Annotated in this window: 21 protein-coding genes; 17 read left to right on the top strand and 4 right to left on the bottom strand. The window is 61.3% G+C overall.

What is annotated here, in order from left to right; translation table 11 throughout:
• The first annotated feature begins 49 nt into the window (after positions 1–49).
• From EV286_RS28775 to EV286_RS28765, 3 genes are read left to right on the top strand one after another with little or no spacing between them, the layout of a single operon-like run.
• Positions 50–1,816, top strand: a complete 1,767-nt coding sequence (locus EV286_RS28775) for a type I secretion system permease/ATPase (RefSeq protein ID WP_132960682.1) — start codon at positions 50–52, stop codon at positions 1,814–1,816.
• Positions 1,813–4,521: a cadherin-like domain-containing protein gene (locus tag EV286_RS28770; protein WP_132960681.1), complete on the top strand. Its 2,709-nt coding sequence runs from the start codon at positions 1,813–1,815 to the stop codon at positions 4,519–4,521. Before EV286_RS28775 ends, EV286_RS28770 begins: the two co-directional genes overlap by 4 nt.
• 36 nt (positions 4,522–4,557) lie before the next feature.
• Positions 4,558–5,898, top strand: coding sequence for an HlyD family type I secretion periplasmic adaptor subunit (locus tag EV286_RS28765; protein ID WP_132960680.1), 1,341 nt, complete (start codon positions 4,558–4,560; stop codon positions 5,896–5,898).
• A 98-nt stretch (positions 5,899–5,996) separates the two neighbouring features.
• Here the strand turns inward: EV286_RS28765 and EV286_RS28760 are convergent, their stop codons facing one another.
• Entirely contained in the window at positions 5,997–6,935 is a 939-nt protein-coding gene (locus EV286_RS28760; RefSeq protein ID WP_132960679.1) for a LysR family transcriptional regulator, read from the bottom strand.
• A 163-nt stretch (positions 6,936–7,098) separates the two neighbouring features.
• On the opposite strand from EV286_RS28760, the gene EV286_RS28755 reads away from it, so the two are divergent.
• The 9 genes from EV286_RS28755 (at position 7,099) to EV286_RS32335 (ending at position 15,742) form a co-directional block, all read left to right on the top strand.
• A complete protein-coding gene (locus EV286_RS28755; RefSeq protein ID WP_132960678.1) occupies positions 7,099–8,289 on the top strand; it encodes a muconate/chloromuconate family cycloisomerase in 1,191 nt (396 codons plus the stop codon).
• A gap of 2 nt (positions 8,290–8,291) precedes the next feature.
• The gene (gene catC / locus EV286_RS28750; RefSeq protein WP_132960677.1) at positions 8,292–8,582 is read left to right on the top strand and encodes a muconolactone Delta-isomerase; all 291 of its coding nucleotides are present in this window, start codon (positions 8,292–8,294) and stop codon (positions 8,580–8,582) included.
• 72 nt (positions 8,583–8,654) lie between these two features.
• A complete protein-coding gene (gene catA, locus EV286_RS28745) occupies positions 8,655–9,593 on the top strand; it encodes a catechol 1,2-dioxygenase (RefSeq protein ID WP_132960676.1) in 939 nt (312 codons plus the stop codon).
• A 110-nt stretch (positions 9,594–9,703) separates the two neighbouring features.
• Complete coding sequence (locus EV286_RS28740; protein ID WP_132960675.1) at positions 9,704–11,062, top strand: Rieske 2Fe-2S domain-containing protein; 1,359 nt, start codon at positions 9,704–9,706, stop codon at positions 11,060–11,062.
• Positions 11,059–11,547, top strand: coding sequence for a benzoate 1,2-dioxygenase small subunit (gene benB, locus EV286_RS28735; protein WP_132960674.1), 489 nt, complete (start codon positions 11,059–11,061; stop codon positions 11,545–11,547). Before EV286_RS28740 ends, benB begins: the two co-directional genes overlap by 4 nt.
• A 42-nt stretch (positions 11,548–11,589) precedes the next feature.
• Positions 11,590–12,615: a benzoate 1,2-dioxygenase electron transfer component BenC gene (benC, locus tag EV286_RS28730; RefSeq protein ID WP_132960673.1), complete on the top strand. Its 1,026-nt coding sequence runs from the start codon at positions 11,590–11,592 to the stop codon at positions 12,613–12,615.
• Positions 12,612–13,400: a benzoate diol dehydrogenase BenD gene (gene benD / locus EV286_RS28725; protein ID WP_132960672.1), complete on the top strand. Its 789-nt coding sequence runs from the start codon at positions 12,612–12,614 to the stop codon at positions 13,398–13,400. Before benC ends, benD begins: the two co-directional genes overlap by 4 nt.
• 42 nt (positions 13,401–13,442) lie before the next feature.
• Complete coding sequence (locus EV286_RS28720; RefSeq protein WP_132960671.1) at positions 13,443–14,774, top strand: MFS transporter; 1,332 nt, start codon at positions 13,443–13,445, stop codon at positions 14,772–14,774.
• Positions 14,775–15,019: 245 nt separating this feature from the next.
• Positions 15,020–15,742, top strand: a complete 723-nt coding sequence (locus tag EV286_RS32335) for a hypothetical protein (RefSeq protein ID WP_245500864.1) — start codon at positions 15,020–15,022, stop codon at positions 15,740–15,742.
• Between the two features lie 586 nt (positions 15,743–16,328).
• On the opposite strand, the gene EV286_RS28710 is transcribed toward EV286_RS32335, so the two are convergent.
• Positions 16,329–16,733, bottom strand: a complete 405-nt coding sequence (locus EV286_RS28710; protein WP_132960670.1) for a response regulator — start codon at positions 16,731–16,733, stop codon at positions 16,329–16,331.
• Between the two features lie 348 nt (positions 16,734–17,081).
• Positions 17,082–17,312, bottom strand: a complete 231-nt coding sequence (locus EV286_RS28705; protein WP_132960669.1) for a hypothetical protein — start codon at positions 17,310–17,312, stop codon at positions 17,082–17,084.
• A gap of 479 nt (positions 17,313–17,791) precedes the next feature.
• Between EV286_RS28705 and EV286_RS28700 the strand changes: the two genes are divergently transcribed.
• The gene (locus EV286_RS28700; RefSeq protein WP_165932974.1) at positions 17,792–18,964 is read left to right on the top strand and encodes a M20 aminoacylase family protein; all 1,173 of its coding nucleotides are present in this window, start codon (positions 17,792–17,794) and stop codon (positions 18,962–18,964) included.
• A gap of 250 nt (positions 18,965–19,214) precedes the next feature.
• On the opposite strand, the gene EV286_RS28695 is transcribed toward EV286_RS28700, so the two are convergent.
• Entirely contained in the window at positions 19,215–19,415 is a 201-nt protein-coding gene (locus tag EV286_RS28695; RefSeq protein ID WP_132960726.1) for a hypothetical protein, read from the bottom strand.
• A gap of 480 nt (positions 19,416–19,895) precedes the next feature.
• On the opposite strand from EV286_RS28695, the gene EV286_RS28690 reads away from it, so the two are divergent.
• The 4 genes from EV286_RS28690 to EV286_RS28675 all read left to right on the top strand — a co-directional run bounded on the left by EV286_RS28690 (position 19,896) and on the right by EV286_RS28675 (position 25,120).
• Positions 19,896–20,987 (top strand): hypothetical protein, encoded by a 1,092-nt coding sequence (locus EV286_RS28690; protein WP_132960668.1) that lies wholly within the window; start codon positions 19,896–19,898, stop codon positions 20,985–20,987.
• 272 nt (positions 20,988–21,259) lie between these two features.
• The gene (locus tag EV286_RS28685; protein WP_132960667.1) at positions 21,260–21,850 is read left to right on the top strand and encodes a PE-PGRS family protein; all 591 of its coding nucleotides are present in this window, start codon (positions 21,260–21,262) and stop codon (positions 21,848–21,850) included.
• Between the two features lie 105 nt (positions 21,851–21,955).
• Complete coding sequence (locus EV286_RS28680; RefSeq protein WP_132960666.1) at positions 21,956–23,671, top strand: type I secretion system permease/ATPase; 1,716 nt, start codon at positions 21,956–21,958, stop codon at positions 23,669–23,671.
• 15 nt (positions 23,672–23,686) lie between these two features.
• Positions 23,687–25,120: an HlyD family type I secretion periplasmic adaptor subunit gene (locus tag EV286_RS28675; protein WP_132960665.1), complete on the top strand. Its 1,434-nt coding sequence runs from the start codon at positions 23,687–23,689 to the stop codon at positions 25,118–25,120.
• The last annotated feature ends 65 nt before the right edge of the window (positions 25,121–25,185 follow it).

Below are 25,185 nucleotides of genomic sequence, written 5' to 3'. Positions count from 1 at the left end.
TGCGGCCGGCGCGCCAATTCGTTCAACGAGAAGAAAACGGTAGACGAAGATGCGTTCCAAAACTCCCCTGACGGGCACCAAGCGGAAAAATGCGGAAAAGCTGACGCGAGGATTTCGAGGGATATTCGTTTTCCTCTTCATCACCTCCGGTATCATCAACATACTGGCGCTGACCGGCTCCTTCTACATGCTGCAGATCTATGACCGCGCCCTGACGAGCGGCAGCGTTCCGACCTTGCTCGGCCTCTCGCTTCTGGCGATCGGCCTCTATCTATTCCAGGGGCTTTTCGACATCATCCGCTCACAGGTCCTGGTCCGCATCGGCGCCCGCCTCGATCGGAAGATTGCGCCAATGGCGCATCAGGTTGCCATCGACATGCCACGCTTCGGGTTCTCGACGGCGGAAGCGCTGGAGCGCGGCCGCGATGTCGATACGGTTCGAGGCTTCCTCGGCAGCCAGGGACCCGTTGCCCTGTTCGACCTGCCGTGGATGCCGCTCTATCTGATATTCGTGTACATGCTCCATCCTTACCTCGGCGCGCTTACCTTTGCGGGCGCATTCGTCCTGTCGCTGTTGACGATCGCGACCGAGCTGATGACCCGTCGCCTGGCAAGCGCCAGCCACCAGGCCGGCATCAACCGCAACGCGATTGCGGATTCCAATGCCCGCAATGCCGACATCCTGAAGGCGATGGGTTTTGCCGGAAGGGCGGTCGACCGTTTCAACCAGGCCAACCGGGATCATCTCGAGCTTCAGACGCGCACCAACGACATCAGCGGAACATTTGGCGCGCTGTCCCGTGTGCTTCGCATGGTGCTGCAATCGGCGGTTCTCGGGCTGGGTGCCTGGCTGACGATCAAGGGCGACCTTTCCGCCGGGGCGATCATCGCCGCGTCGGTTGCTTCGGCCCGTGCGCTTGCCCCGGTCGATCTTGCGATCGGCAACTGGAAGAGCGTGGTTGCGGCCCGCACCGCGTTTCAGCGCCTCAAGGAGACCGTGATCGCTCTTTCCGGCACGGATGCACCGATGTCCCTGCCTGCTCCCGCCGAATCTCTGAAGGTCGAGAGGATAACCGTTGCCGCGCCGGGGTCCGGCCGCGTTCTCCTCAGCGAAGTCAGCTTCGAGATCAAGGCCGGCCAGGCGCTCGGCATCATCGGGCCAAGCGGCGGGGGCAAGACGACGCTGGCGCGTGCCCTGACCGGCATCTGGCCGACCCTTCGCGGAAGCGTCAGGCTCGACAATGCGGAACTTACGCAATGGCCGGACAGCACGCTTGGCCGGTACATCGGCTATCTGCCACAGGACGTGGCGTTGCTGGATGCAACCGTCGAGGAGAATATCTCGCGCCTCGAGCCGCAAGTCGATCCGCGTGCCATCGTGGAAGCGGCGCAGATCACCGGCGTTCACGAGATGATCGTGCGCATGCCGGACGGATACCGCACGGCTCTTGGTCCGCAAGGCGCATCGCTCTCGGCCGGCCAGCGCCAGCGCATCGGGCTGGCGCGCGCGCTTTATCGCAATCCGTTCCTCGTCGTCATGGATGAACCCAACTCGAACCTCGACGGCGAGGGCGAGCTGGCTCTCACCCAGACGATCAAATCCATCCGGGCGCGCGGCGGGATTGCCGTCGTCATTGCCCACCGCCCCAGCGCTCTTGCCGCCGTCGACCTGGTGGCGGTCGTCCAGAACGGCAAGATGGTGGCGTTCGGACCGAAGGACGAGATCCTGAAATCGTCCACTCAAGCCGAGACAATCAACAGGCCAACACCTGCGGCGCAGACTGCGCAGCGCATCACATCGAGGGTGTTCGAATGATCGACGTAAAGGGAACCAAATCCGCCAAGCCGGAAACAGACGAGTCCTACGAGCACTACGTCCTGAAAAACCAGGACAAGCGGTCGAGCGTGCCGCTGTTCTTCACGATCTTCCTCACCGGAATCGCGCTCTATCTGAAGAGCGCCTTTCCGGGTTCGGCCAAGGCGCTGCCGCAGGAGGAGGAACCCGAGACGCCGCAAGACGAGGCCGCAGCACCGCCGGAGGTGATCGAGATCGGTCTTCCGGAGGCCGCCTTCGAGATGGATGCGGTTGCGCCCGAGCCGAAGAAGGCCAGGCAAACCGATGACGATCTCTTCGACTATCGGGATTCAACCCAATACGTGCTCAACGATTCCCCGTTGATCGACATTCAGAAACTGCCGCTTCCAAGTTTTGCCTTCCTCAAGAAGATGGGCGGGGTATCGGTATCGTTCAAGGCGGCGAACGACAACGGCTGGACCGCCGGGCGGAGCGCAGGCCCGGGCAATGGGAGCCGTGGTACGGCCTCCGGCCATCCGTACCCGGACGACGACAGCGAGGGAGCCGAAGGCAAATACGACTACCGCGAAGGAGGCGAGGATGACGGCGCTGAGCCCGACGTAGACGGCGCGAAGGCGACGAACCGTGCTCCGCGCACGAACGGTCCGGTCCAGCTGATGGATGTGTTCGGCTGCACCGCCGCGCTGATCGGTCTCGCGGATTTTCTGCGTGGCGCCTCCGATCCGGACGGCGACAAGCTGTCGATCAAGAACATAACGGTGTCGTCGGGGCAAATCACCCAGACCGCGGACGGCTGGCTGTTCGATCCGTCGATGCTGGGGCCGGTGACGGTGACCTACCAGATCACCGATGGTCAATTTTCCATAGTCCAGATCGCGCAGTTCGCCGTTCTCAGGAACCCGCCGGTCGTCGGCACCATCGGCGATGACGTCATGCTCGGCACCGAATGCGCCGATGACATCGACGGGCGGGACGGCAACGACAACATCGACAGCCGCGCGGGCAGCGATACGGTGAACGGCGGCGCGGGGAACGACCATATCATCGCCGGCAGCGGCAATGACGTCGTCTTTGCCGGCGAAGGCGACGACATCGTTCTCGGTGGACTGGGCAACGACCAGATATGGGGCGGCAACGGCAACGACAGGCTCTACGGCGAGGACGGCCAGGATACCATCTTCGGCGATGCCGGCGACGACACCATCAGCGGCGGTAACGACGACGACATGCTATTCGGCGGCGCAGGCGCGGATATTGTCATGGGCGACGCCGGCAACGATCGCATCAACGGTGGTGAAGGCAATGACAGGCTCGATGGCGGCGATGGCAACGACATCGTCCTCGGGGAGGCGGGCCTGGACGAGCTCGACGGCGGGACAGGCGACGATTTTCTCTCTGGCGGCGATGACGAGGATATCGTCAACGGCGGCGGCGGCGAGGATGTCGTTGCCGGCGACGCCGACGGTGCCGCCGACCTCTATGACGGCGGCAGCGACACCGACACCCTCGACTACTCCGCCACGAAGGCAAGCACGCATATCGATCTCGCTGCGGGCACGGCTGTCGGCGCCGAGATCGGCGAGGATACGATCTCCAACTTCGAAATCCTGCGGGCCGGGGTCGGCGATGATGAGATTGCCGGCAGCGACCAGGTCGATGAAATCCATGGCGGTGATGGTGCCGACCAGATTACAGGGGCTGCGGCCGACGATCGCCTGTTCGGGGATGAAGGCGCAGACCAGCTTTCCGGCGGCGATGGCGCAGATATCGTCGATGGCGGCGGCGGCGACGACGAGGTCATCGGCGATCTCGACCTCGCCGCCGACGATTACGATGGCGGCGAGGGCATGGACACACTCGATTACTCGGCGGCGCTGATGTCCGTCGTCATCGATCTCGTGGCCGCAAGCGCCAGCGGCGCCGAGATCGGCGGCGACAGCATCACGAACTTCGAAGTGATCAAGACCGGCGAGGGCGCCGACGAGATGAGGGGCGGCGCGGCGGACGATGTTCTCATCGGAAACGGCGGAAGCGACATCATTTCCGGAGAGCGTGGCGCCGATACTCTCTTCGGCCAGGCCGGCGACGATGTCCTGAGCGACGGGGGGGGCGCCGATGTGGTGTTTGCGGGCTCTGGCAACGACGTGATCCTGGCGGCGGCTGACGCCGCGGATGACCGCTATCAGGGAGAAGAGGGCTTCGACACGCTCGACTATTCGCAAGCCGCGCACGGCGTGCTGATCGACCTGACGACGGGCACGGCAACCGGTTTCGACGTCGGCCAGGACATCATCGATGGGTTCGAGAAAGTCGTCGGCGGAGCGGGCGACGACACGGTCATGGTCAGCACCGCGGCCGTCGTCATTCAGGGCGGAGATGGTGCCGACATGTTCCAGTTCGAAATCCCGAACGGCCGCTCTGGAGCACAGGTCATGCACCAGATCCTCGATTTCATGGTCGGAGACCGGATCGAGATGTCGAAGTACCAGATCTTCGAAGACGTCATGGAGACGCTCGAAGAGCGTTTCGTGGAGGCTTTTGGCGAACAGGAGAAGGCCGAAACGCTGCCGATCCGCATCCGCCACGAGGGCACGGGGGATCTCGAAACGACGCTGATCGAGGTCGACATGGACAAGGACGAGCATTTCGAGATGACCGTCAACCTGAGCGGCCACCATCTACTGATGATCGTCGAGAACGCTTGAGCGAAACAGTGCAATTGCATGGGATGGAGTGAAGACATGTTCGACAGCAGTAACCGAAAGACCGGCATGCAGCACCCCTCGGATGACGAGACGGACAGCGCGTTTCCGGTCGCGAGGCGCGTTTTCGCGGGCGTAACCCTCGGCCTTCTCCTCTTTGCCGGCGCGGGCGGCTGGGCGGCGACCACGCAACTCACCGGCGCGATCATTGCGTCCGGCGTGGTCAAGGTCGACCAGAACCTGAAGTCGATACAGCACCGCGACGGCGGCATCGTCAGCGAGATTGCCGTGAGGGAAGGGGACTTCGTCACGAAGGGCCAGATCCTCCTCAGGCTTGACGACGCGCAGACCCGTGCCGAGCTTTCGATCGTGCGCACGCAGCTCATCGAACTGATGGCGCGGCAGGCGCGGCTGATGGCGGAGCGCGACAACCTCGGCAGGATTGAGCTCACGCCGGAGCTCAGGGCGAAGCTCGACGAATTTCCGCATCTGTGGTTCGGCGAGAACCGGCTCTTCGAGGGCAACCGCAAGAACAGCGACAGCCAGAAGCAGCAGCTGGAACTCGGAATCTCGCAGCTGGGCGAAGAGATCAAGGGGCTCGAGGCCCAGCACGCATCGAAAGCGGACGAGATCGCCCTGGTGAAAGCCGAGCACGGCAAGATCAAGGGGCTGACGGACAAGCGACTGATCGATACTTCGCGCAAATACGTCATCGATCGCGAGATGGCCAAGCTCGAGGGAGAGAGCGGCGAGGTGCAGGCGAACATTGCCCGCGCCCGCGCGCGGATGAGTGAAATACAGCTGCAGATCATCGCTATCGACGAGACCGCTCGCACGGAGGCTCAGCGCGAACTCAGTACCATCGAGCCGAAGATATCGGAGCTGAAGGAGCGCCGCTTCGCCATCGAGGACCGCCTGGCCAGGACCGACATCCGCGCGCCGCTCTCCGGCACGGTCAACGAACTCTCGATCCATACGATCGGCGGCGTCATCACGCCCGCGGAGAAGCTTGTGACCCTTGTGCCTGCCGATGCGGCATTGAAGATAGAAGCCAAGCTGTCGCCGACCGATATCGATCAGATATTCCTGGGTCAGCCCGCAAAATTGCGCTTCTCCGCGTTCAACCAGCGTGCCACGCCTGAGCTCCACGGCAGTGTCGCCTATGTTTCCGCCGCGACCAGCAGCGACCCGGCGACCGGGCAGATCTACTATCTGGCCGACGTCGTCGTTCCCTCGGAGGAGCTGGCACGACTTGGAAACAACAAGCTCGTTCCCGGCATGCCGGTGGAGGTGTTCGTTTCGACCCAGGAGCGAACCGCGATCTCGTTTCTCTCCAAGCCTCTGACGGATCAGTTCAACCGTGCGTTCCGTGAGGAGTGATTGAGAGACAGGGCAGGAAGAGAAGCGCCTTTGTCCCGTGAGCGGAACCTTCGAAAGAGGCGCCGCTCGCGGACAGGCATTTCAGGCAGCAGGTCCGGTTACCGCTCGACGGGGTGAGGCAGCAGATTGTGCTGCAGGTCCAGCCAGGGCGGGTCCTCCACATACATTTCCTGAATGAGCTGTTTGACTAGGTCGATATAGCGCGAGTTGTCGCCGACCCGGTGATTGAGGATGACCGGAGATGTCGCATCCTCCCCCTCGAGCAGCCGGTAGTGCACGTCCGACCGCATCTGACGTGCAGAAGCAGGGATGATGCATACGCCCGCCTCGGCGGCAACGAGCCCCAGGGCGGTCTGGATTTCACGCACTTCCTGAACTTCGGCCGGGCGCGCGTCGCGGCGGTGCAGCAGGCTCAGCACATGGTCTGCATAGCTGGGCCGTGGTTCCTTTGGGTAGACGATGACCTTCTGGCCGGCAAGCGCGGCGACCGGCAGCGGCGAGGGATCTTGCGCCAGCGGCGTGCCTTTTGGGACCGCCGCGACGAGACGTTCCTCGCGCAAGACGATCCCGACCACGTTCGGATCGCTGTGGCGCAGGCGGCCGAAGCCGATGTCGATGCGACCTTCCTTGAGTGCGGGGACCTGCTGCACGGACACCATCTCCAGCAACTGGATGTCCAGCTCGGGCGCGTGCTGACGCAGCTTTCGCACCAATGACGGCAGTCCGCCATACAAGGTCGATGCCACGAAACCGATGGATAGGACACTGTTCTGATTGAGGCCGACGCGGCGTGTTGCCGCCTGCATCTGCTCGACCCGGCCAAGGACCTGCAATGCCTGTTCGTAAAACAGCCGTCCCGCCTCCGTCAGCCGGACCGGGCGCGTCTTGCGAATGACGAGAGGTACTCCCAGTTCTTCTTCGAGCAGTTGGATCTGCCGGCTGAGAGGCGGTTGGGCGATATGCAGCATCTGCGCCGCACGCGTAAAATTCCGTTCGCGAGCAACGGCCACGAAATAACGAAGCTGGCGCAGGTCCATCGAATATCCTCGGCCCGAATGTCTAAATCCACATCGCTGACGATATGTTGCGGCGCGGTAAGTGGCGCCAGCTTAGCATTTTTCTCGTCTTGATACCATAAAGGTATAATAGCAGACGCAAATGATGTTGGACGCGCCGTTCTTCTCGTCGCAGACTTCAACCATGAGCAAAACCTTCAAGACAGTCGCCCCAACAGCAGCTCCTTTCCCCGTCGTCGAGCGGGTCGAGACCCTGCTCGTCGATCTGCCGACCATCCGTCCGCACAAGCTGTCCGTCGCGACGATGAACGGCCAGACGCTGATGCTGGTCAAGATCCATTGCAGCGATGGCGTCGTCGGGATCGGCGAGGGGACGACGATCGGCGGACTAGCCTATGGTGGCGAAAGCCCTGAGGGCATGAAGCTCGCCATCGATACCTATTTCAGTCCGGTGATGGTGGGCCAGGATGCGACGCGCGTACAGGCGCTGATGGCTCGCATCGGCAAGATGATCAGGGAGAACCGTTTCGCCAAGTGCGCGGTGGAAACCGCGTTGCTCGATGCCCACGGCAGAAGGCTCGGCCTGCCTGTCAGTGAACTGCTCGGAGGCCGTCTGCGCAGCCGCCTGCCAGTCGCATGGACGCTTGCGTCAGGCGATACGGCAAAGGATATCGCCGAGGCAGAGAAGATGCTCGACCTGCGCCGGCACAGGATCTTCAAGCTGAAGATTGGCGCAAGGGACCTGCTTGAGGACATCGCCCATGTAGCAGCGATCAAGCGGGCGCTGGGCGAACGCGGCTCGGTGCGCGTGGACGTCAACATGGCATGGAGTGAAATAGAGGCCGCCTATGCAATGGCCGCCTTGGCCGACGCAGGCTGCGAACTGGTGGAGCAGCCTGTCGCCTCGGCTGCGGCGCTGGCGCGGCTCGTGCGTCGTTTCCCTATTGCGTTGATGGCAGATGAATCACTGCAGGGACCCGAAACCGCCTTCGAGATCGCCAAGGCCAGCGGGGCGGACGTGTTTGCCGTCAAGATCGAACAAAGCGGGGGGCTCTTCAATGCCCAGCGTGTTGCGGCCATCGCTGATGCGGCCGGCATCGGCCTCTACGGCGGCACGATGCTCGAAGGGGTATTTGGCACAGTTGCATCCGCGCAGGTGTTCTCCACGTTCGTCAACCTGCAATGGGGCACCGAACTCTTCGGTCCGTTGCTTCTGGCAGAGGAAATCCTTGCGACGCCCCTGGACTACAGCGAGTTCGAACTGACGGTTCCCGCTGGCTCCGGTCTCGGTATCGAGCTGGACGAGGAACGCGTGGCCTTCTTCACGCGCGACGGACTGCGCAAGACAATCAGCGTTGCCGGGCAAGGAGGCTGACCATGCTGTTTCATGTACGGATGAGCGTGAACCTTCCACACGACCTGCCGGCGGCTGAGGCGGCCGATATCATCGCCCGGGAAAAGCACTATTCGCAGGAACTGCAGCGCAGCGGCAAGTGGCGGCACATCTGGCGCATCGCCGGTCACTACGCGAACTACAGCGTTTTCGACGTGAAGGACAATGCGGAACTGCACGAGATCCTGTCGGGGCTGCCGCTGTTCAAATTCATGGCGATCGAGGTGACCCCGATGCTGCGGCATCCGTCAGCGATCCGCGAGGACGATACCTAGATCGTGATTGGCGGTGCTCCCCGGAGGACGGGAACCGCGTCGGTTTTCAAAGCAATCCAAGAGGAGGAAGAAATGAACGTGAGGATTTTCGACAGGCCCGACATCCAGGACTTTCTCAAGGTCCTGAGCGGCCTTCACAACGACGGCGGCAATCCGCGGGTAAAGCAGATCGTCCATCGGATCATGTCCGACCTATTCAAGGCCATCGACGATCTCGACATCACCCCCGACGAATACTGGACCGGCATCGCGTGGCTCAACGAGATCGGCGCAGCAGGTCAGGCCGGCCTGATCTCACCCGGTCTGGGCCTCGACCATTTCCTGGACGAGCGCCTCGACGCCGTCGATGAGGCGCTCGGCATCGAAAACCCGACCCCGCGCACCATCGAAGGCCCGCTCTATGTGGCAGGTGCGCCCGTGTCGCAGGGTTTTGCCCGTCTCGACGACGGTACCGATACCAACGGTCACACCCTGATCATGCATGGCATCGTCTATGGCGGAGACGGCAAGCCGTTGCCGGGCGCCACCGTCGAAGTATGGCACTGCGATACACGCGGGTTCTATTCGCATTTCGACCCGACCGGAAAGCAGGCGCCTTTCAACATGCGTCGCACGATCGTTGCTGACGAGAAGGGCTGTTACAAGTTCCGGAGCATCGTGCCCAACGGCTACGGCGTGCCGCCTGGCAGTCCCACCGAACAGCTGCTTTCAGCGCTTGGCCGCCATGGCCAGCGTCCGGCACATATCCACTTCTTCATCGGTGCCGACGGCCATCGCAAGCTGACGACGCAGATCAACATCGAAGGTGACCCGCTGGTCAACGACGATTTCGCATACGCCACCCGCGACGGCCTGGTTCCGGCCCTCATCGAGCGGACCGACGAGGCCAGCATCAAGGCCAACGGCCTCAGTGGTCCGTTTGCGGAGATCGAGTTCAACATTCACCTGACGGCCCTGGTGGATGGCGTGGACAACCAGATCAACGAGCAGCGCAAGCGCGCAGCCGCCTAGGCGGCTGAACCGGCGGCCGGGATGGGCCGCCAACCCCGAAACCATCGTCATTCTAGACATTGTTGCAAGGCTGCGCCCGTCACAGCGCGCTCTTTGCGGGAGGATAGGTCATGTCTGCGATTATCGACAAAGCCCGGGACCTCGACTACCTGCTCGCCACCGCCGTGCAGGACGACAAGGAAGCCGGCACATTCCGCTGCCGCCGCGACATCTTCACCAACGAAGACCTGTTCGAGCTGGAGATGAAGCACATCTTCGAAAGCAACTGGGTCTATCTCGCTCATGAGAGCCAGATTCCCGCGAACAACGACTACTATACGACCTATATCGGCCGCCAGCCGGTGGTCGTGACGCGCGACAAGAACGGCGAACTGCACGCCGTTATCAATGCCTGCGCACACCGCGGTGCCATGCTGTGCCGGCGCAAGCACGGCAACAAGGGCAGCTTCACCTGTCCCTTCCACGGCTGGACCTTTTCCAACACCGGCAAGCTGCTCAAGGTCAAGGACGAGAAGACCACTCAGTATCCTGAACAGTTCGCGCAGAACGGCTCGCACGACCTGAAGCGCGTTCCGCGCTTCGAAAGCTACCGGGGCTTCCTGTTCGGCAGCCTCAAGGAGGACGTGCCGGCGCTGAAAGAATATCTCGGCGAGACGAAAGTTATCATCGACCAGATCGTCGACCAGGCGCCGGACGGGCTGGAAGTGCTGCGCGGCAACTCGTCCTACATCTATGACGGCAACTGGAAGCTGCAGATGGAAAACGGCTGCGACGGCTACCACGTCAGCTCCGTGCACTGGAACTACGCCGCGACGATGGGGCGACGCAACGAGGAGGGCACGAAGGCGGTCGATGCAAACAGCTGGAGCCGGTCGGTTGCGGGCGTCTACGGTTTCGAAAACGGCCACATCCTGCTGTGGACCAATACCGTCAACCCGGAGGTTCGCCCGGTGTACCACCGCCGGGACGAGATCAGGGCACGCGTCGGCCAGGACAAGGCGGATTTCATCGTCAACCAGACCCGCAATCTCTGCCTCTATCCGAATGTCTTCCTGATGGACCAGTTCAGCACGCAGATCCGCGTGACCCGTCCCATCAGCGTCGACAAGACGGAGATCAACATCTTCTGCTTTGCCCCGAAAGGCGAAAGCGCCGAGGACCGCGCACTGCGCATTCGCCAGTATGAAGATTTCTTCAACGTGTCCGGCATGGGAACGGCCGACGACCTGGAGGAATTCCGTGCCTGCCAGGCCGGCTATGCGGGTACCGCCGCGCTGTGGAACGACCTGTCGCGGGGCGCGCCGCTCTGGATCGACGGCCCGGACGAAAACGCGAGGCGAATGGGCATCGAGCCGCTGCTGTCCGGCGAGCGCAGCGAGGACGAAGGCCTGTTCGTCCGCCAGCACGAATACTGGGTGAGGGTGATGCGCGACGCGCTGTCCGCCGAAAAGAACGGAGTGGTCGCATGAGCATCTCCAACGAAGCCATCTGTGCTTTTCTCTACCGGGAAGCGCGTCTCCTTGATGATCGCGAGTGGGACGAATGGCTGACCTGCTATGCACCCGACGTGACTTACTGGATGCCGGCATGGGACGACGACGACCGGCTTACGGAAGATGCCCAGTCGCAGATCTCGCTGATCTACTATCCGAGCCGCGACGGTCTGGAAGATCGGGTATTCCGCATCAAGACGGAGCGTTCCGGTGCCTCCACGCCGGAGCCGCGCACCAGCCACAACGTGACCAATGTCGAACTGCTGGAGGATCGCGGGGACGAGGTCGACGTGCGCTACAACTTTCACACGTTGAACCACCGCTACAAGGTCACCGACCATTTCTTCGGCACCATGTTCGTCACGCTGCGCAGAAGCGGCGGCGGCCTGCTGATCGCGTGCAAGAAGATCGTGCTGAAGAACGACTACATCCGCCAGGTCATCGACGTCTACCACATCTGACAGGCGTCGCCGGACGGCACGGGAATTGACGAGGAGGGTTCCATGGCCAGCTACAGCATCGCATTGAACTTCGAGGACGGGGTGACCCGCTTCGTCGAATGCAAGGACGGCGAGAAGGTTCTCGATGCCGCCTTCCGCAACAAGATCAACTTGCCGATGGACTGTTCCGACGGTGTGTGCGGCACCTGCAAGTGCCGCGCCGAGAGCGGCAGTTACGATCTCGGCGACGACTTCATCGACGATGCGCTGACTGCTGACGAGGCGGAGAGCGGTCTCGTGCTGACCTGCCAGATGAAGCCATCCTCCGATTGCGTCATTGCGGTCCCCACGACCTCGGTTGCCTGCAAGACCGGCCAGCAGACGTTTTCTGCGACGGTGGCCAATGCGGTGCAGCACAACGATGCCGCGATCGTGCTGGAACTGGATGTCGATGCACATGCGCCCGCCTTCCTGCCCGGCCAATACGTCAACATCGACGTGCCGGGCAGCGGTCAGCATCGTTCCTATTCCTTCAGCACGGCGCCCGGTGCACGACGCATCGGCTTCCTGATCAAGAAGATCCCCGGAGGCGTGATGAGCAGCTGGCTCGAGCGGGCCGAAAGCGGCAGGAAGCTCGAACTGACCGGACCGCTCGGCAGCTTCTATCTGCGCGACGTCCAGAGGCCGTTGCTGTTCCTGGCCGGCGGTACCGGTCTTGCGCCGTTCCTGTCGATGCTGGAAGTGCTGGCGTGCGCGAATTCGCAACAGCCGGTTCATCTCATCTATGGCGTAACCCGGGACCTGGACCTGGTTCTCGTCGAGGAAATCGCGGCCTACGCGAAGCGGCTTGCCAACTTCACCTTCAGCACCGTTGTCGCGGAAGAGGCCTCCAGCCATCCGCGCAAGGGCTGGGTGACCCAGCACATACCGGCCGAGGTGCTCCATGGCGGCGATGTCGACGTCTATCTGTGCGGACCGCCGCCGATGGTCGATGCCGTGCGCAAGCACTTCGACGACAACGGCGTGAAGCCCCGCAGCTTCCATTACGAGAAGTTCACGCCGAATGCGGCGGCGAAGGAGGCCGCATGAGCACGCGCCACTTCGCGGGCCGTTTTGCTGGCAAGGTGCTGGTCGTGACCGGCGCCGCGCAGGGGATCGGCCGCGCCGTGGCGATCCGCGCGGCAGAGGAAGGCGGGCGGGTCGTATTCGTCGATCGCGCCGATTTCGTCGAGGCCGTGGCGGCGGAGGCTGGCGAGGGCAACACCGCCGCCTTCAACGCCGATCTGGAGACCCATGAGGGTGCGACCGCCGCCATGCGCTTTGCCGCCGAAACCTTCGGCGGCATCGACATACTCATCAACAATGTGGGCGGCGCGATCCGCATGCGGCCCTACGCTGAATTCGAGGCGCAGCAGATCGATGCGGAAATCCGCCGCTCGCTGATGCCCACACTTTACTGCTGCCATGCGGTGCTGCCGCACCTCTTTGCGCGCGGCGGCGGGACGATCGTCAACGTGTCTTCGAACGCGACGCGCGGCATCCATCGCGTACCTTACTCGGCGGCAAAAGGCGGTGTGAACGCAATCACGCAATCGCTGGCGATGGAGCTGGCAGAGCGCAACATCCGCGTCGTCGCCACGGCACCGGGCGGCACAGAGGCGCCGCCGCGCCGCGTTCCACGCAATGCTGCCGGCGACAGCGAGGCCGAAAAGGGCTGGATGGCTGAGGTCGTGCAGCAGGTCAGGCAGTCCAGCTTCATGAAGCGCTACGGGACGATCGAGGAGCAGGCCGCGCCCATACTCTTTCTGGCCTCGGAGGAGGCATCCTACATCACCGGAAACGTGCTGTCGGTCGCCGGAGGGGATATCGGCTGAAGGCCGAGATTTGAATGCGTAACGACTCGGGGAGGAGTGACAATGCGCAACATCGATGTGAATGACGCTATCGACAACAATCCCTTCGGGGGCTTCCAATGGACGGTCGTGGTGCTGTGCGCACTGCTGTTGATCGTGGATGGCTACGATGTCTTCGTCGCCGGCACCGTCCTGCCCACTCTTATCTCCGAATGGGGCCTGACCAAGCCACAGGCTGGGGCACTGCAGGCATGGGCGCTGTTCGGCATGATGTTCGGCGCCCTCATTTTCGGCCCGCTCGCCGACAGGATCGGACGCAAGAGAGGCATTGCGATCAGCTTCCTGCTGTTCACCGTTTCCACGCTTCTCACCGGATTTGCGAGTTCGCCGGAGCAGTTCAAGGTGTTCCGGTTCATCGCCGGCCTCGGCTGCGGCGGGCTGATGCCGAATGCCGTGGCGCTGATGAACGAATATGCGCCGAAGCGCCTTCGCGGGACCATGGTCGCGCTGATGTTTTCCGGCTACTCGGTTGGCGGCATGGTTGCGGCGGGCTTCGGTATCGGAATGATCCCGCAATATGGCTGGCAGCCGATGTTCTTCGTTGCCGCGGTCCCGATGCTGATGCTTCCGCTCGTTCTGTGGAAACTGCCGGAATCACTCGGCTTCCTCATCCGCCAGGGACGGCAGGAGCAGGCCAAGGCGATCTATGCGAGGATCTACCCGACCGAACGGCTTGGCAAGAACGACACGCTGGTCTTTTCGGAGACGAAGGGGGCGTCGGCGTCGATGCTCGAATTGTTCCGCCATCAGCGCGCCCTGCGTACGGTGATGCTTTGGGTGGCATTCTTCTGCTGCCTCTTGCTTGTCTATCTTCTTTCGTCCTGGCTGCCGAAAGTGCTGCAGGAAGCCGGCTTTGCGGAGAGGGCCAGTCTGCTGAGCCTCTTCTCCCTCAACTTTGGAGGCATGGTTGGAGCTGTCTTGGGCGGCTGGCTCGGTGACAGGTTCGGTCTGGCCAAGGTCGTGGTCGGCTTCTTTGCTGCCGCTGCTGTTTCAATCGCTCTGATCGGTTTCGATCTGCCTGTGGCGATGCTGTTCTTGATGGTTTTCGTTGCGGGAGCCACGACAATCGGCACGCAAATCCTGCTCTATGCCAGCGTGGCACAGCTCTACAATCTGTCGGTCAGGTCCACAGGTCTGGGTTGGGCATCGGGTGTGGGCCGTATCGGCGCAATCGTAGGTCCTACTCTTGGCGGCGTATTGCTGGCGAAGGAATTTCCGATCCAACAGAACTTCCTGATTTTTTCAATCCCGGCAGTGGTATCCGCCTTGGCTATGCTGGTCTTCGCGATCAGCAGCGCCCGCCGCTCCAGCGCTCTACGGCTTGCCGCCGCATAAGGGACTGTCGGCTCGCGTTGCTTGCGGCGCTACATCTGCACAGGGTGGGAAGTCGATGACGATCCCACCCCCAAACCTCGGCGCGCAAGGTCGAGGGATCATATCAGCCGACCTGATATATCTGTGGCGGCGTATTTTCAATCGATCTCATTTAGCGATACCTTGCGGGCGGACGTGCCTTAGCGTCAGACGGCCCATCCAGGGCTGTCCGATAACAACAATCACTTATTGCAGGGAAGATATCGATGATACGCAAACAAGCATTTTGCCTGCTGTTGGCCAGCACTCTCGGATTTTTCGGTGCAGCCAACGTCCTCGCCCAGGACGCAGCGAAGAAGCCCCACGTTCCCCTGGAGAAGACCATTGGTCAGGTGACGCAGAAGGGGCCGGTTTCATCGCTGGTGGTCGTGAACTCGGAAGGAGCAAAGCTCGAGGGCGGAAAGCTGACCCTCACGGGCGTAGCCAAGAGCGCCATCCTGTTTGCCGATCGGCCGGTCAGGGCCGCAGGCCATCTAGGGACCGACGAACTCGTCAAGCAGTGGGGCGAGGGGCCGGACAACTTCGAGCAGGATCCGCCGAACGCGACGGTTTCCGTCCTCGGAGGAGGATCCGACGTGAGCGACGCCGTCGTTACCCTTAAATCGCCGAAGCTCGATGGCACGACGCTGACCTTCGACGTCGCGGTTCTTGAGGGAAGCCTCGATGGCGCGACGGGACCCGCTGCACTGTTCATCGACCATTGGCGCGGCTGGAACAATGCGGGCTGGTATGGCCTCGGTCTCGCTACAGGGGCTGCGCTCGGCGCCTCGGTGGTGCGCCCTGCCTACCCGGCGCCATACTACGAGCCTTATCCATACTATCCGCCGGTGGCTGCGAACCCGTGCCCTCCCGGCTATTGGCTCGGTCCCTGGGGTCATTGCCGCGACACGCCGTATCACGGCAGGCTTCCCAACGGGGCCTGGCAGTAAGGTTAGCGTAGGCGTCGTGCCAATGTGACCATCACGCTTTGGTCCACAATGGTTCGACGCGGCCAGCGGCACGCTCGGCACGTAATGAGCCAGCCGATTACGACGATGTCAGCCTTTCCGACGGAGATGCCCCGGCGTGTGTTGGTCCACGCCGGGGTGGGCCGTCCGACGGCAAGAGGGTTAAGCGCGCCGGTTTGTACTGGCCCGACTGTCCAACAGATCAGCCTCACATTTGTTCCACGCCCGTAGAAGAAGCCTGCGCGAGAGGGGATATTTGGCACAGGCGATCGACCCGTATGGGCAAGCGTCGGCAACTCTTGCTCCCAGCAAAGCGCCAAAGAGCGTTTTTGAGGCATGCGGCATCGCTTCCGAGATTTCGTAAACCGATCGTTGACGATTGCGATGCATTGTCCTGTTGCGCGACATGTATTGCGTTCGCGCCTCGGGGGCCTCTGATGCGGTTATATTGGCAAATCTGCAGCGTTTGGACGCTGGCATTCGTTTTGGCGATCCTCGTCGGCATGAATCCGTTCGGACGGGACGCAGCTGCGCCGATCGTGACAGGCTCCATCCCCGCAGCTCAGCACTAGGTCTTTGCTCCCTTAGAGCTGAGCCTCCGTCGCGTGAGGTGACGGCGTGATCGCTCGCTGATTTCCTTCAGGAGAGAGGCGATGTCGTAGGGCTTTGGCAGAAAGCCCGCTCCGTCAGGAAGGGCGTCGGCCTCGATGCTTCTGCCGGAGGTCACGATAAGGGCCAGGTCCCGACGGCTCAACGAGAGCAGCCTTGCGAGGTCCAGGCCATTAAGAGGCCCGGGCATATCCACATCCGTGATGACTGCGTCGATCTCTTCGTGGATTCCCAGGGCGGCAACGGCTTCGAGTGCGTTCGCGGCCTCCACGACTGCGTAGCCAGAACTTGCCAATGCATCAGCCAGACTGAAGCGAAGCAATGCTTCGTCCTCAACGATCAACACCGTGTTCAATGAGGTCATGTCGGTCTCCCACTAGTTGCTGGGAGCTAACGCATGACAGCGTGAATCCGACGATCCTATCGGCAACCCGGTCGATACATGTTTAATAAAATGCAAACAAACCGAGCGCTACGCGGCGCCAGGCGTCGCCGGCGTCATCGTGAAAAGGGTGATCGAGGATCGGGTTGTCGATCATCAGCAGCTTAAATCAACATATTATTAGTGAAAGTGCATACACATTGCACTTCCTCCTGTATGATGCTGCTAACGGAGGAAACACAACATGTCGCCAGAATGGCCACTTTTCATCCTGCAATGCCTTGCGCTTGCAGGCCTAGCCGGCATCTTCTTTGTGCGCGGAGCAGGGGATTAGCGCATGGCGCCTTGAGGCACCAATCGCGCCATCTTCTTCACCGATGAAGCGTAGCGCGTCGAAACGCGCCGGACGCCATCGATGCTCCGAAGTATTATCAGTATCTGCCGAGCTTCTTCCATGCCCATTTGGCAGAACGAAACGCCGTCCAGCTTCGCTGGGCGTTGTGTTGCTTCATCAATGATCGAGAATAGATCTTGTTCTTGGTGAACGTAGTACTTCTGCATGCCGCTCCCTGTCTCGCGCATTATCTCGATTTACTAATTTACGCAGGAAGGCGATTTCGGAAATTGCCCAATAAAGATAGACGCTTGTCGAATATAGGTAGTGCGCCGTGGTCGATGCGGCCTGGCCTATATCTTCCGATATAGGGCGGCGATGGAAGTTCTCATTGGAACGCCAACGGCTAAGCCGATAGCCGTATTGCCCAGCGCTGCACCAGTCGCTGCCCCGAGACCGACACCTCGGCCCGTAGCACTCCCTCCGGAGAGAGTTGCATCATCCTTGCGGAAGCAGGAATTGCGTTCTAACAAACACGGCGCCGCGTGATGATCGCGTATCGCGCAATCGCATCGGGGCCCGCCAAGCGAGCGCATGGCGTGCCTTGCTGCGACTAGGAAGAGGCCGGTTCAATTTAGGCCGAGCTCGGAAACCCATCCGAGTGGAGAAACGGCAAATCAGCCGGCGCATTTTTGAAAGACCACAAATGACCTTGCACTTTGATATTGAAGCGGTGGCTGAGGAAGCCAAAGCCTGGCGGCAGCAGATCCACCAATATCCCGAACTTCTGTTTGACCTGCCGAACACGGCCGCCTTCGTCTCCGAGAAGCTCAAGGAATTCGGTTGCGATGAAATCGTGACCGGTATCGCCAAGTCCGGTGTGGTCGCGATCATCAACGGTTCCAAGGGACCGGGAAAGACGATCGGCCTTCGCTGCGACATGGACGCGCTGCCGATGTCGGAGCAAACGAATCTGCCATATGCGTCGAAGATCGCGAACCGGATGCATGCCTGTGGCCATGACGGACATACCGCAATGCTTCTTGCCACTGCGAAGTGTCTTGCCGCCAATCGGAATTTCACCGGCAAGGTCGTGCTGATCTTTCAGCCGGCCGAGGAGGGCGGCGGCGGCGCGCACGTGATGATCCAGGAGGGACTGCTCGACCGTTTCGGTATCGAGGAAGTCTACGGCATGCATAATGAGCCCGGTGTCGACGTCGGCTCCTTCGCTATCCGCAGCGGTCCGTTCATGGCCGGTGCCGACCGTTTCCTGGTGACGATCAACGGGAGGGGCGGACACGCGGCGTCCCCGAACCTGACCCGCGATCCGGTCCTGGTCAGCGCCCACCTGATCACGGCGCTTCAGTCGATTGCCTCGCGGTTCACCGACCCCTTTGATCCGGTCGTCGTCTCGGTGACCTACATGAGTGGCGGAAACGATCGCGCCCTCAATGTCATTCCGGCGTCGACCCAGATCGGAGGAACCATTCGCACGATGAAGCCGGACACGCGCAAGGCCGTGGAACAGCGCTTTCGCGACATCGTGGCAATGACGGCCAAGCTTTTCGAAACGGAGGCCGAGATCACCTGGATGCCGGGTTATCCGGTGACCGTCAATGATGCAGAGAAGACCAGGACTGCCGTATCGGCCGCCGAGCGAGTGGCCGGCGAGGGCAGGGTGGACAGCAACTATGCCCAGTCGATGGGCGCGGAGGACTTTTCCTATATGCTCCAGCAACGCCCCGGAGCCATCATCCTGATTGGAAACGGCGACAGCGCCTATCTTCACCATCCGGCTTATGACTTCAACGACAAGGCGCTTGCCTACGGCATGAAGTACTGGCTGTCGCTCGTCGATCAGGAACTGGGGGTCCGCTAGGCGGGCTCCACTTGTCTTTCGCACTGCCCATCCGGCCAAGAGCGCCTGCTGGTACGCTTCAGCTGGTCGCATGACGAAATCGACATGCTTCATGCAGCGCGAGGAAGAGTGGCAGTCCACCGGCGGCGGGAGGCCGGCATTCCCCTGGCAAGGGTGTCCTGTGGCATGAACTGACCGGTTTGCCGCGAGAAGACCCAAACGGTTTCCTCGAGTGAAGGCGCCGAGTTCATCCGAAACGATAGACGCTGCTTCAACCTGTCGGACGACGCACTTCGGCCAGGAAGTCGTACTCCTCCGGCATGTTGTGAATGTCCGTTCCCGTCCTTGCGACGGTCCAGTAGTCCTTGCTCGCACCAAACACAGTCGAGATGCGAACCACCTGCCAATCGGTTTCGCCCCTGCGTCTCGCCCAATAGTAGGTCTCGGCGGTGAGTTCCGAAATCGCGATCATTTCCACACTTAATCTCCAGGATTCGCAACGCCGCGGTGGCAGGGCGGCAACTCCCGAAGGCATTCTTCGCGGGAATCGCAGCCAACCTAGCTCTGAAAACGGATTGCCGGGAATACTGCGGATGGAGGCCAAACGAAACCCCCGGCCGGGAAAATCCCCATGCCAATGCGTCAAGGGCATCCAATGCAGTGGTTGCTCAGACACGAGTACCTATTCCGCTTGGTGCTGAATGACGCGGTATCGGCGGAAGACGAACGGTCAGAAAGCGGCGGTGGTTTTGAACGGGGCATCCCCACATTTTGCGTATAGCCACATTCGAATGGTCTGATCGTCAAATGGCTGCCGTACTAGCCGAACGGGCGTAGACGAATTGCAGGCTCTTTTTTTTCGTCGACTGGCTACACAATGGGGGTTCAGTATCGGGCGATATTTCCCGCGTGCTAGCGGGGCTCACGCTTGGGGCAGAATGGAGAGACGGCGATGGCGGAAAATCGTCCCCTGTCAGAAGAGGCGCCGAGCGCGAGCTCCAGCCAAAACCTGCTCTCCAGTTCCAATGCAGGGCATCTGGCTCTCGTTCCCACATGGCTTCCGCTCGAGTTCGCACAGGATTCCAGCCACAATTCGGCGGGAAGCGGCGGCGACGGAATGAGCATTGGCACCATCGGCAGCAATACCTTGGCCGTCTTCGTGCCATCCAACGCCGCCATCGCAGGCCCTCATTCATCGGCAGATGCCTATCAAGGAAATGATGCCCTTATCAACCAGCATGCTGTCGAGATGGCCGGCATGGGCGGGCACGGCGGAAGCGGCAATATTGCTGTTGATGGTGGCGGAGAGTCTTACAATCACGCGGGAAGCGGCGGCAACGGCATATTCTATGGCGGTCTTGTCAGTACGGATACCGCCGTGTTCGCCCCCGTCAATACCGCCGTGGCCTTTGGTCCGGGTTCGACGGCCCATGCGGAGCAAAGCAATAACGCCATGTTCCTGCAAGGGGCGACCCAGATCGGCGGCGTGGGTGGTTCTGGCGGAGATCACAATTTTGCGGGCGGCGGCGCACCTGAGAGCCACGGGACTTCCTTGACCTTCACGGGCGACAACTATGCCGGTCATGGCGGCAACGGCACCTTCATCGGCAGCATGGTCGACGTGAATGTGGCCATCTTCTCTCCGATCAACATTGCGGTCGGTGCAGCGGGCGGCGCGGCCGAGGCCCACCAGACCAACAACGTGGAATTCCTTCAGGGCGGCATGCAAATCGCAGGCATCGGCGGCGACGGGGGCAGCTTCAACTTGTCGTCCGACACGATTTTCACTGGCGCGGGCGTCGGTGGAGGCGGCGGATCGGGGTATTCGAACGGCAGCATGGTCGATGTCAACGTCGGCTACTACCACCCCATCAACATCGCCGTTCCGGCCGGCGGCACCGCGGACGCCCAACAGATCGACCACGTTCTCTATGACCAGCATACACTGCAGGCGGGCGGCATTGGCGGTCATGGCGGCGAAGGCAATCTTTCGGATGCTCACTCCGCGCTGGTGGACGATATTCTGCACAGCCTGCAGGCCTGAGGCTTGGCAACGCTATCACCGAAGCATTGCTACTCCCTGATTTCCCGCGTTTCGACCCGCGCGGCGAGGTGAGCGCCGGATACGGTCATCTGTCCCTTAGCGTGGATACATCCTCCCCCGAACATACCCAGCCAAAGGGACGTCCCCGAATATCTAGCTAGTTCGCGAGCACGTTCGCGCGCACCATTTAATCGCGGTAACTTGCCTGGCAATGATATGCCGGGTGTCCGGCCGTGGGAGATACGGACAGAACGACGCAGAGGAGTCACGCTATGCCCATTCCGACACTATCCGACACAGTCCAACTCAATCACTCCGACGCCGGCGATGCGAGTGCCGGCAATGGTGGCAATGGCTACAACCATGGCGATATTTTCTACCAGCCGACTGCGTACCTAGAGAATACACAGAAAGTCTATGGCGCAGACACCGACGTGCACAACGGGAGCCACTTCTGGCAGCACGCGGACTGGGAGGCCGGTGGCGGCGGACCCGGCGGGTTTGCTCAAGGGCTGAGCGGCACCCTGGCCGGCATCAACTCCAACACCGGATCTGGCGGCCCTGGCGGCAATGCCGCATCCAACGGCAACCAAGGTCTCACTGGCGGTACTGATGCAGTCTCCGTAGCCGCACAGACGGTTGCAACGCAGACCAACACACAGGTCGCCGATCAGAGTGCCACGATCATCGCCGGCATGGGCGGTAATGGCGGCAACAACGCGGTGGCCGTGGGCGGGTACATTGCGACGGCACTGATGCATACCAACCCGCATACCGAAACCGAGACCACAAGCGTCAGCAATGCTTTGGACCATTTCGACAATTCGTTCGGAACCATTGATCTCCACCATCTGGGCTCATGAGTTCCGGCAGCGAGGACCGCCGGCGCCGGCCGGCGATCCTCATAATTTCTCGACCGGCTGAACCACCCGTCGCCTTCTCAGTCTCGAGAGCGCCGAGATCTGATAATGACAACGAACCCTGCCCAATTGCACCGGCCTCCGACGCATCTGGCTGTGGCCCTTCGGGCCTGTTTCGGAGCTTTCGGCTTGGTTTTCCTTTATAGCTGCGGCTATAATCTGTTCCTGCTCGCTCCTTCCATCTACCTGCTGCAGATCTACGATCGCGTCCTGTCGAGCCGCAGCGCTGACACGCTGGTGATGCTGACGCTCATCATCGCCGTGGCGGTCGTGGTGGGCTCCATGCTGGACATCGTGCGTAGGGCAGCGCTTTTCCGTATCGGGAGTTGGCTGGATCACCGCCTGCGCCCCGTGGTTCTCACCGCGTCGTTTGAATATGGTGCAAGCACCGATGCCGTCGCGGCCGCGGACTGCTACAGGGATCTTGCCGCGCTGCGCCAATTTCTCGACTCGCCGGCGAGTTCCCTCCTGTTCGACGTGCCTTGGGCTCCGGTATTCCTCCTGCTGCTCTTCCTCGTTCATCCAGTGCTTGGAGCGATTGGACTCTTCTGCGCGGTCGCCCTTTTATTGCTTGCGATCCTGACTGAATTGGCAACGCGAAGACCGCTGGCGCAAGCGAATCTTGCGCTCTCCAGGAGCTATTTTAGGTTCGCCACCGCCCTGAAATACCTTCAGGTCATCCGCGCAATGGGGATGCAGGATGGCGCCGCACAGCTTGTCTATCGCGATGCCGAATCGGCAAGGAGGGCGCAGGATAACGCTATGCGCCGGACCGAGATCATAGTCGGAATATCGAAATCCATCCGAACGCTGACGCAAATCGTGATGATGGGGGCGGCTACGTGGCTTGTTCTGGAGGATGGCAGCAGCCCAGGGATCATTTTCGTCGCGAGCCTCCTGCTTGGCCGTGGCCTCGCACCGGTCGAAGGCGCGATCGGCGCGTGGCGCTCCTTCGCCTTTGCACGCAACGCCTACAATCGTCTCAATCGGATGTTGATCGCCGTCGCGTCGCAGGACGAAGTTCGGATGATACCCATACCGGAGGCCACTGGCCTCATACTCGAGAATGTCGGATATACGCTGCCGTTCACTGATCGGCCCATATTGAGAGGCGTCAATCTGCGGTTGGCTCCCGGCGATTGCATAGCGCTCATCGGCCCATCGGGGTCCGGCAAGTCGACGCTGGGGCGGATCATGGCGGGCGTTCAGCCCGCGACGAGCGGATGCGCGCTCCTTGGCGGGGTCGACATATCCGCCCTGCGTCTCTGCGGCGGCGTGCGCCACGTCGGATATCTCCCGCAGGATATCGAATTGTTTGGCGGTGCCGTGAAGGATGTCATCGGCCGGCTCGACGGCGCAGATCCCGGCAAGGCGATCGAGGCGGCCAAGCTCGTCGGACTGCACGACACGATCATGCGGCTGCCACAAGGATATGAGACCGATATCGGCGAAGGGGGAGGTCTGCTGCTGCGGGCCCAGCGCCAGCAGCTCGGACTGGCGCGAGCAGCCTATGGAAACCCTTGCCTGGTGGTGCTCGACGACCCGAATTCGAGCCTGGACTACGACGGTGAACGCAGGCTGTTCAACGCGATCGGGCAGATGCGCTCCAGGGGCATGATGGTGGTCATCATTACCCATCGCATGGGAATTCTCCCAGTCACGAACAAAATCGCCATCATGCGCAACGGAACCGTCGATGCCGTCGGAGAAAGCGAGCAGATATTCGAGACTTATCTCCAGCCGCCGGCGCCGACAGGAACATAAGGGAGATCCAACGAAATGTCCCTTGCTCATATCGACACTGGTTCCACGAAGCTCAATGTTCGGTCGAACAAATTCAATCAGGGAGCGGATCCGGTCGGGAAAATTCTCGATTATTCGCCGTCATATGGCGGCGACGCCATTGTACTGGCTGCGGCCTCGCCGATGTCGAGGCTGCGCGCGGTTGTTTGGACCGGGAACCTGTTGATCTGCTTCTTTATAATCGGTTTCGGGGCATGGTCGGCGCTCGCGCCACTTCATAGTGCTGCGATTGCATCGGGCGTCGTCGAGCCTGAATCCAACCGCAAGACCATCCAGCATCTGGAAGGCGGCATCGTCCGGAAAATCCTCGTCAAGAACGGCGATGTCGTTACCTCCGGACAAGTCCTGATCAAACTCGACGACACGAAATCACGCTCGGAGCGCGACAGCATCCAGGGTCAGCTATGGGACGCCGAGGCCAGGCGCAGCCGCCTGGTCGCAGAACTGGAGGGTCGTGACCAAATCACCTATCCCCGGGATCTTCTGGCGGCAGCGAATGACAGCGTATTCGTCAGCACCGTCATCAGCGGGCAGCGGCGGATATTCGAAACGCGGCGTCAGGTGATGCAGTCCGAGATTGCGATCACGCAGGAAAAAATGAAGCAGGTGGAACAGGAAATCGTCGGGCTCGGCGCGCAGAAGGTGGCGCTGGTCGACAGGGTCGAAATTTCACGGCAGGAACTGGAAACCGTCACGACGCTCAATGCCAAGGGGCTTGAGAAGAAGAGCAGGCTTCTCAATCTGCAGCGGGAAAGAGCCGACATCGGTGGCCAGCTTGGCGAAGTGGAAGCCCAGATCTCCCGCGCGCACCAGGTGATCAATGAATCGGAGGCCTATCTCGTGAAGCTGCGAAGCGATCGACTGGACGAAGTCGCCCAGAGCCTGAGGGACACGGAAAGCCAGGTCATGCAACTGGATGAGCGTTTGCGGGCAATCAATGACCAGCTTACAAGGACCGAGATCCGGGCACCCCAAGATGGCCTGATCATGGACCTTCGCATCCATACGGCAGGCGGCGTCATCGGTGCGGGCGAACCGCTTGTGGATCTTGTGCCGCGCGACGACCGTCTCGTGGTATCGGCGAACGTCCGGCCGGAGGATATCAATCTCGTTCATTCGGGGCTCGAAGCTCAGGTTCATCTCCTCCCATACAGTCAACGGCGCGTTCCGCTTCTCAGGGGCATAGTGGAATATGTTTCGGCCGACCGTCTTGTCGACAAGCAAACCGGCCAACCCTATTACGCGGCGACGATCCATGTGACCGACGAGCGCCTGGCAAAAATGAAGGATGTGGAGCTTGTTGCCGGCATGCCCGCCCAGACAATGATCGAGACGGGAAAAACCAGTGTGGCGCTCTACGCACTGAGACCGCTTCTCGATAGCTTCAACAGAGCATTTCGCGAGGATTGAAAGATGCTGCAGCGGGCTGCTGCGCATGCGATACAAATGCGAATGCAGATTGGCTCTTCCGTTCC

The sequence above is a fragment of the Rhizobium sp. BK251 genome (genome assembly GCF_004345245.1).
Taxonomy (GTDB): Bacteria; Pseudomonadota; Alphaproteobacteria; order Rhizobiales; family Rhizobiaceae; genus Rhizobium.
This window is presented reverse-complemented; position numbering and strand designations above follow the sequence as displayed.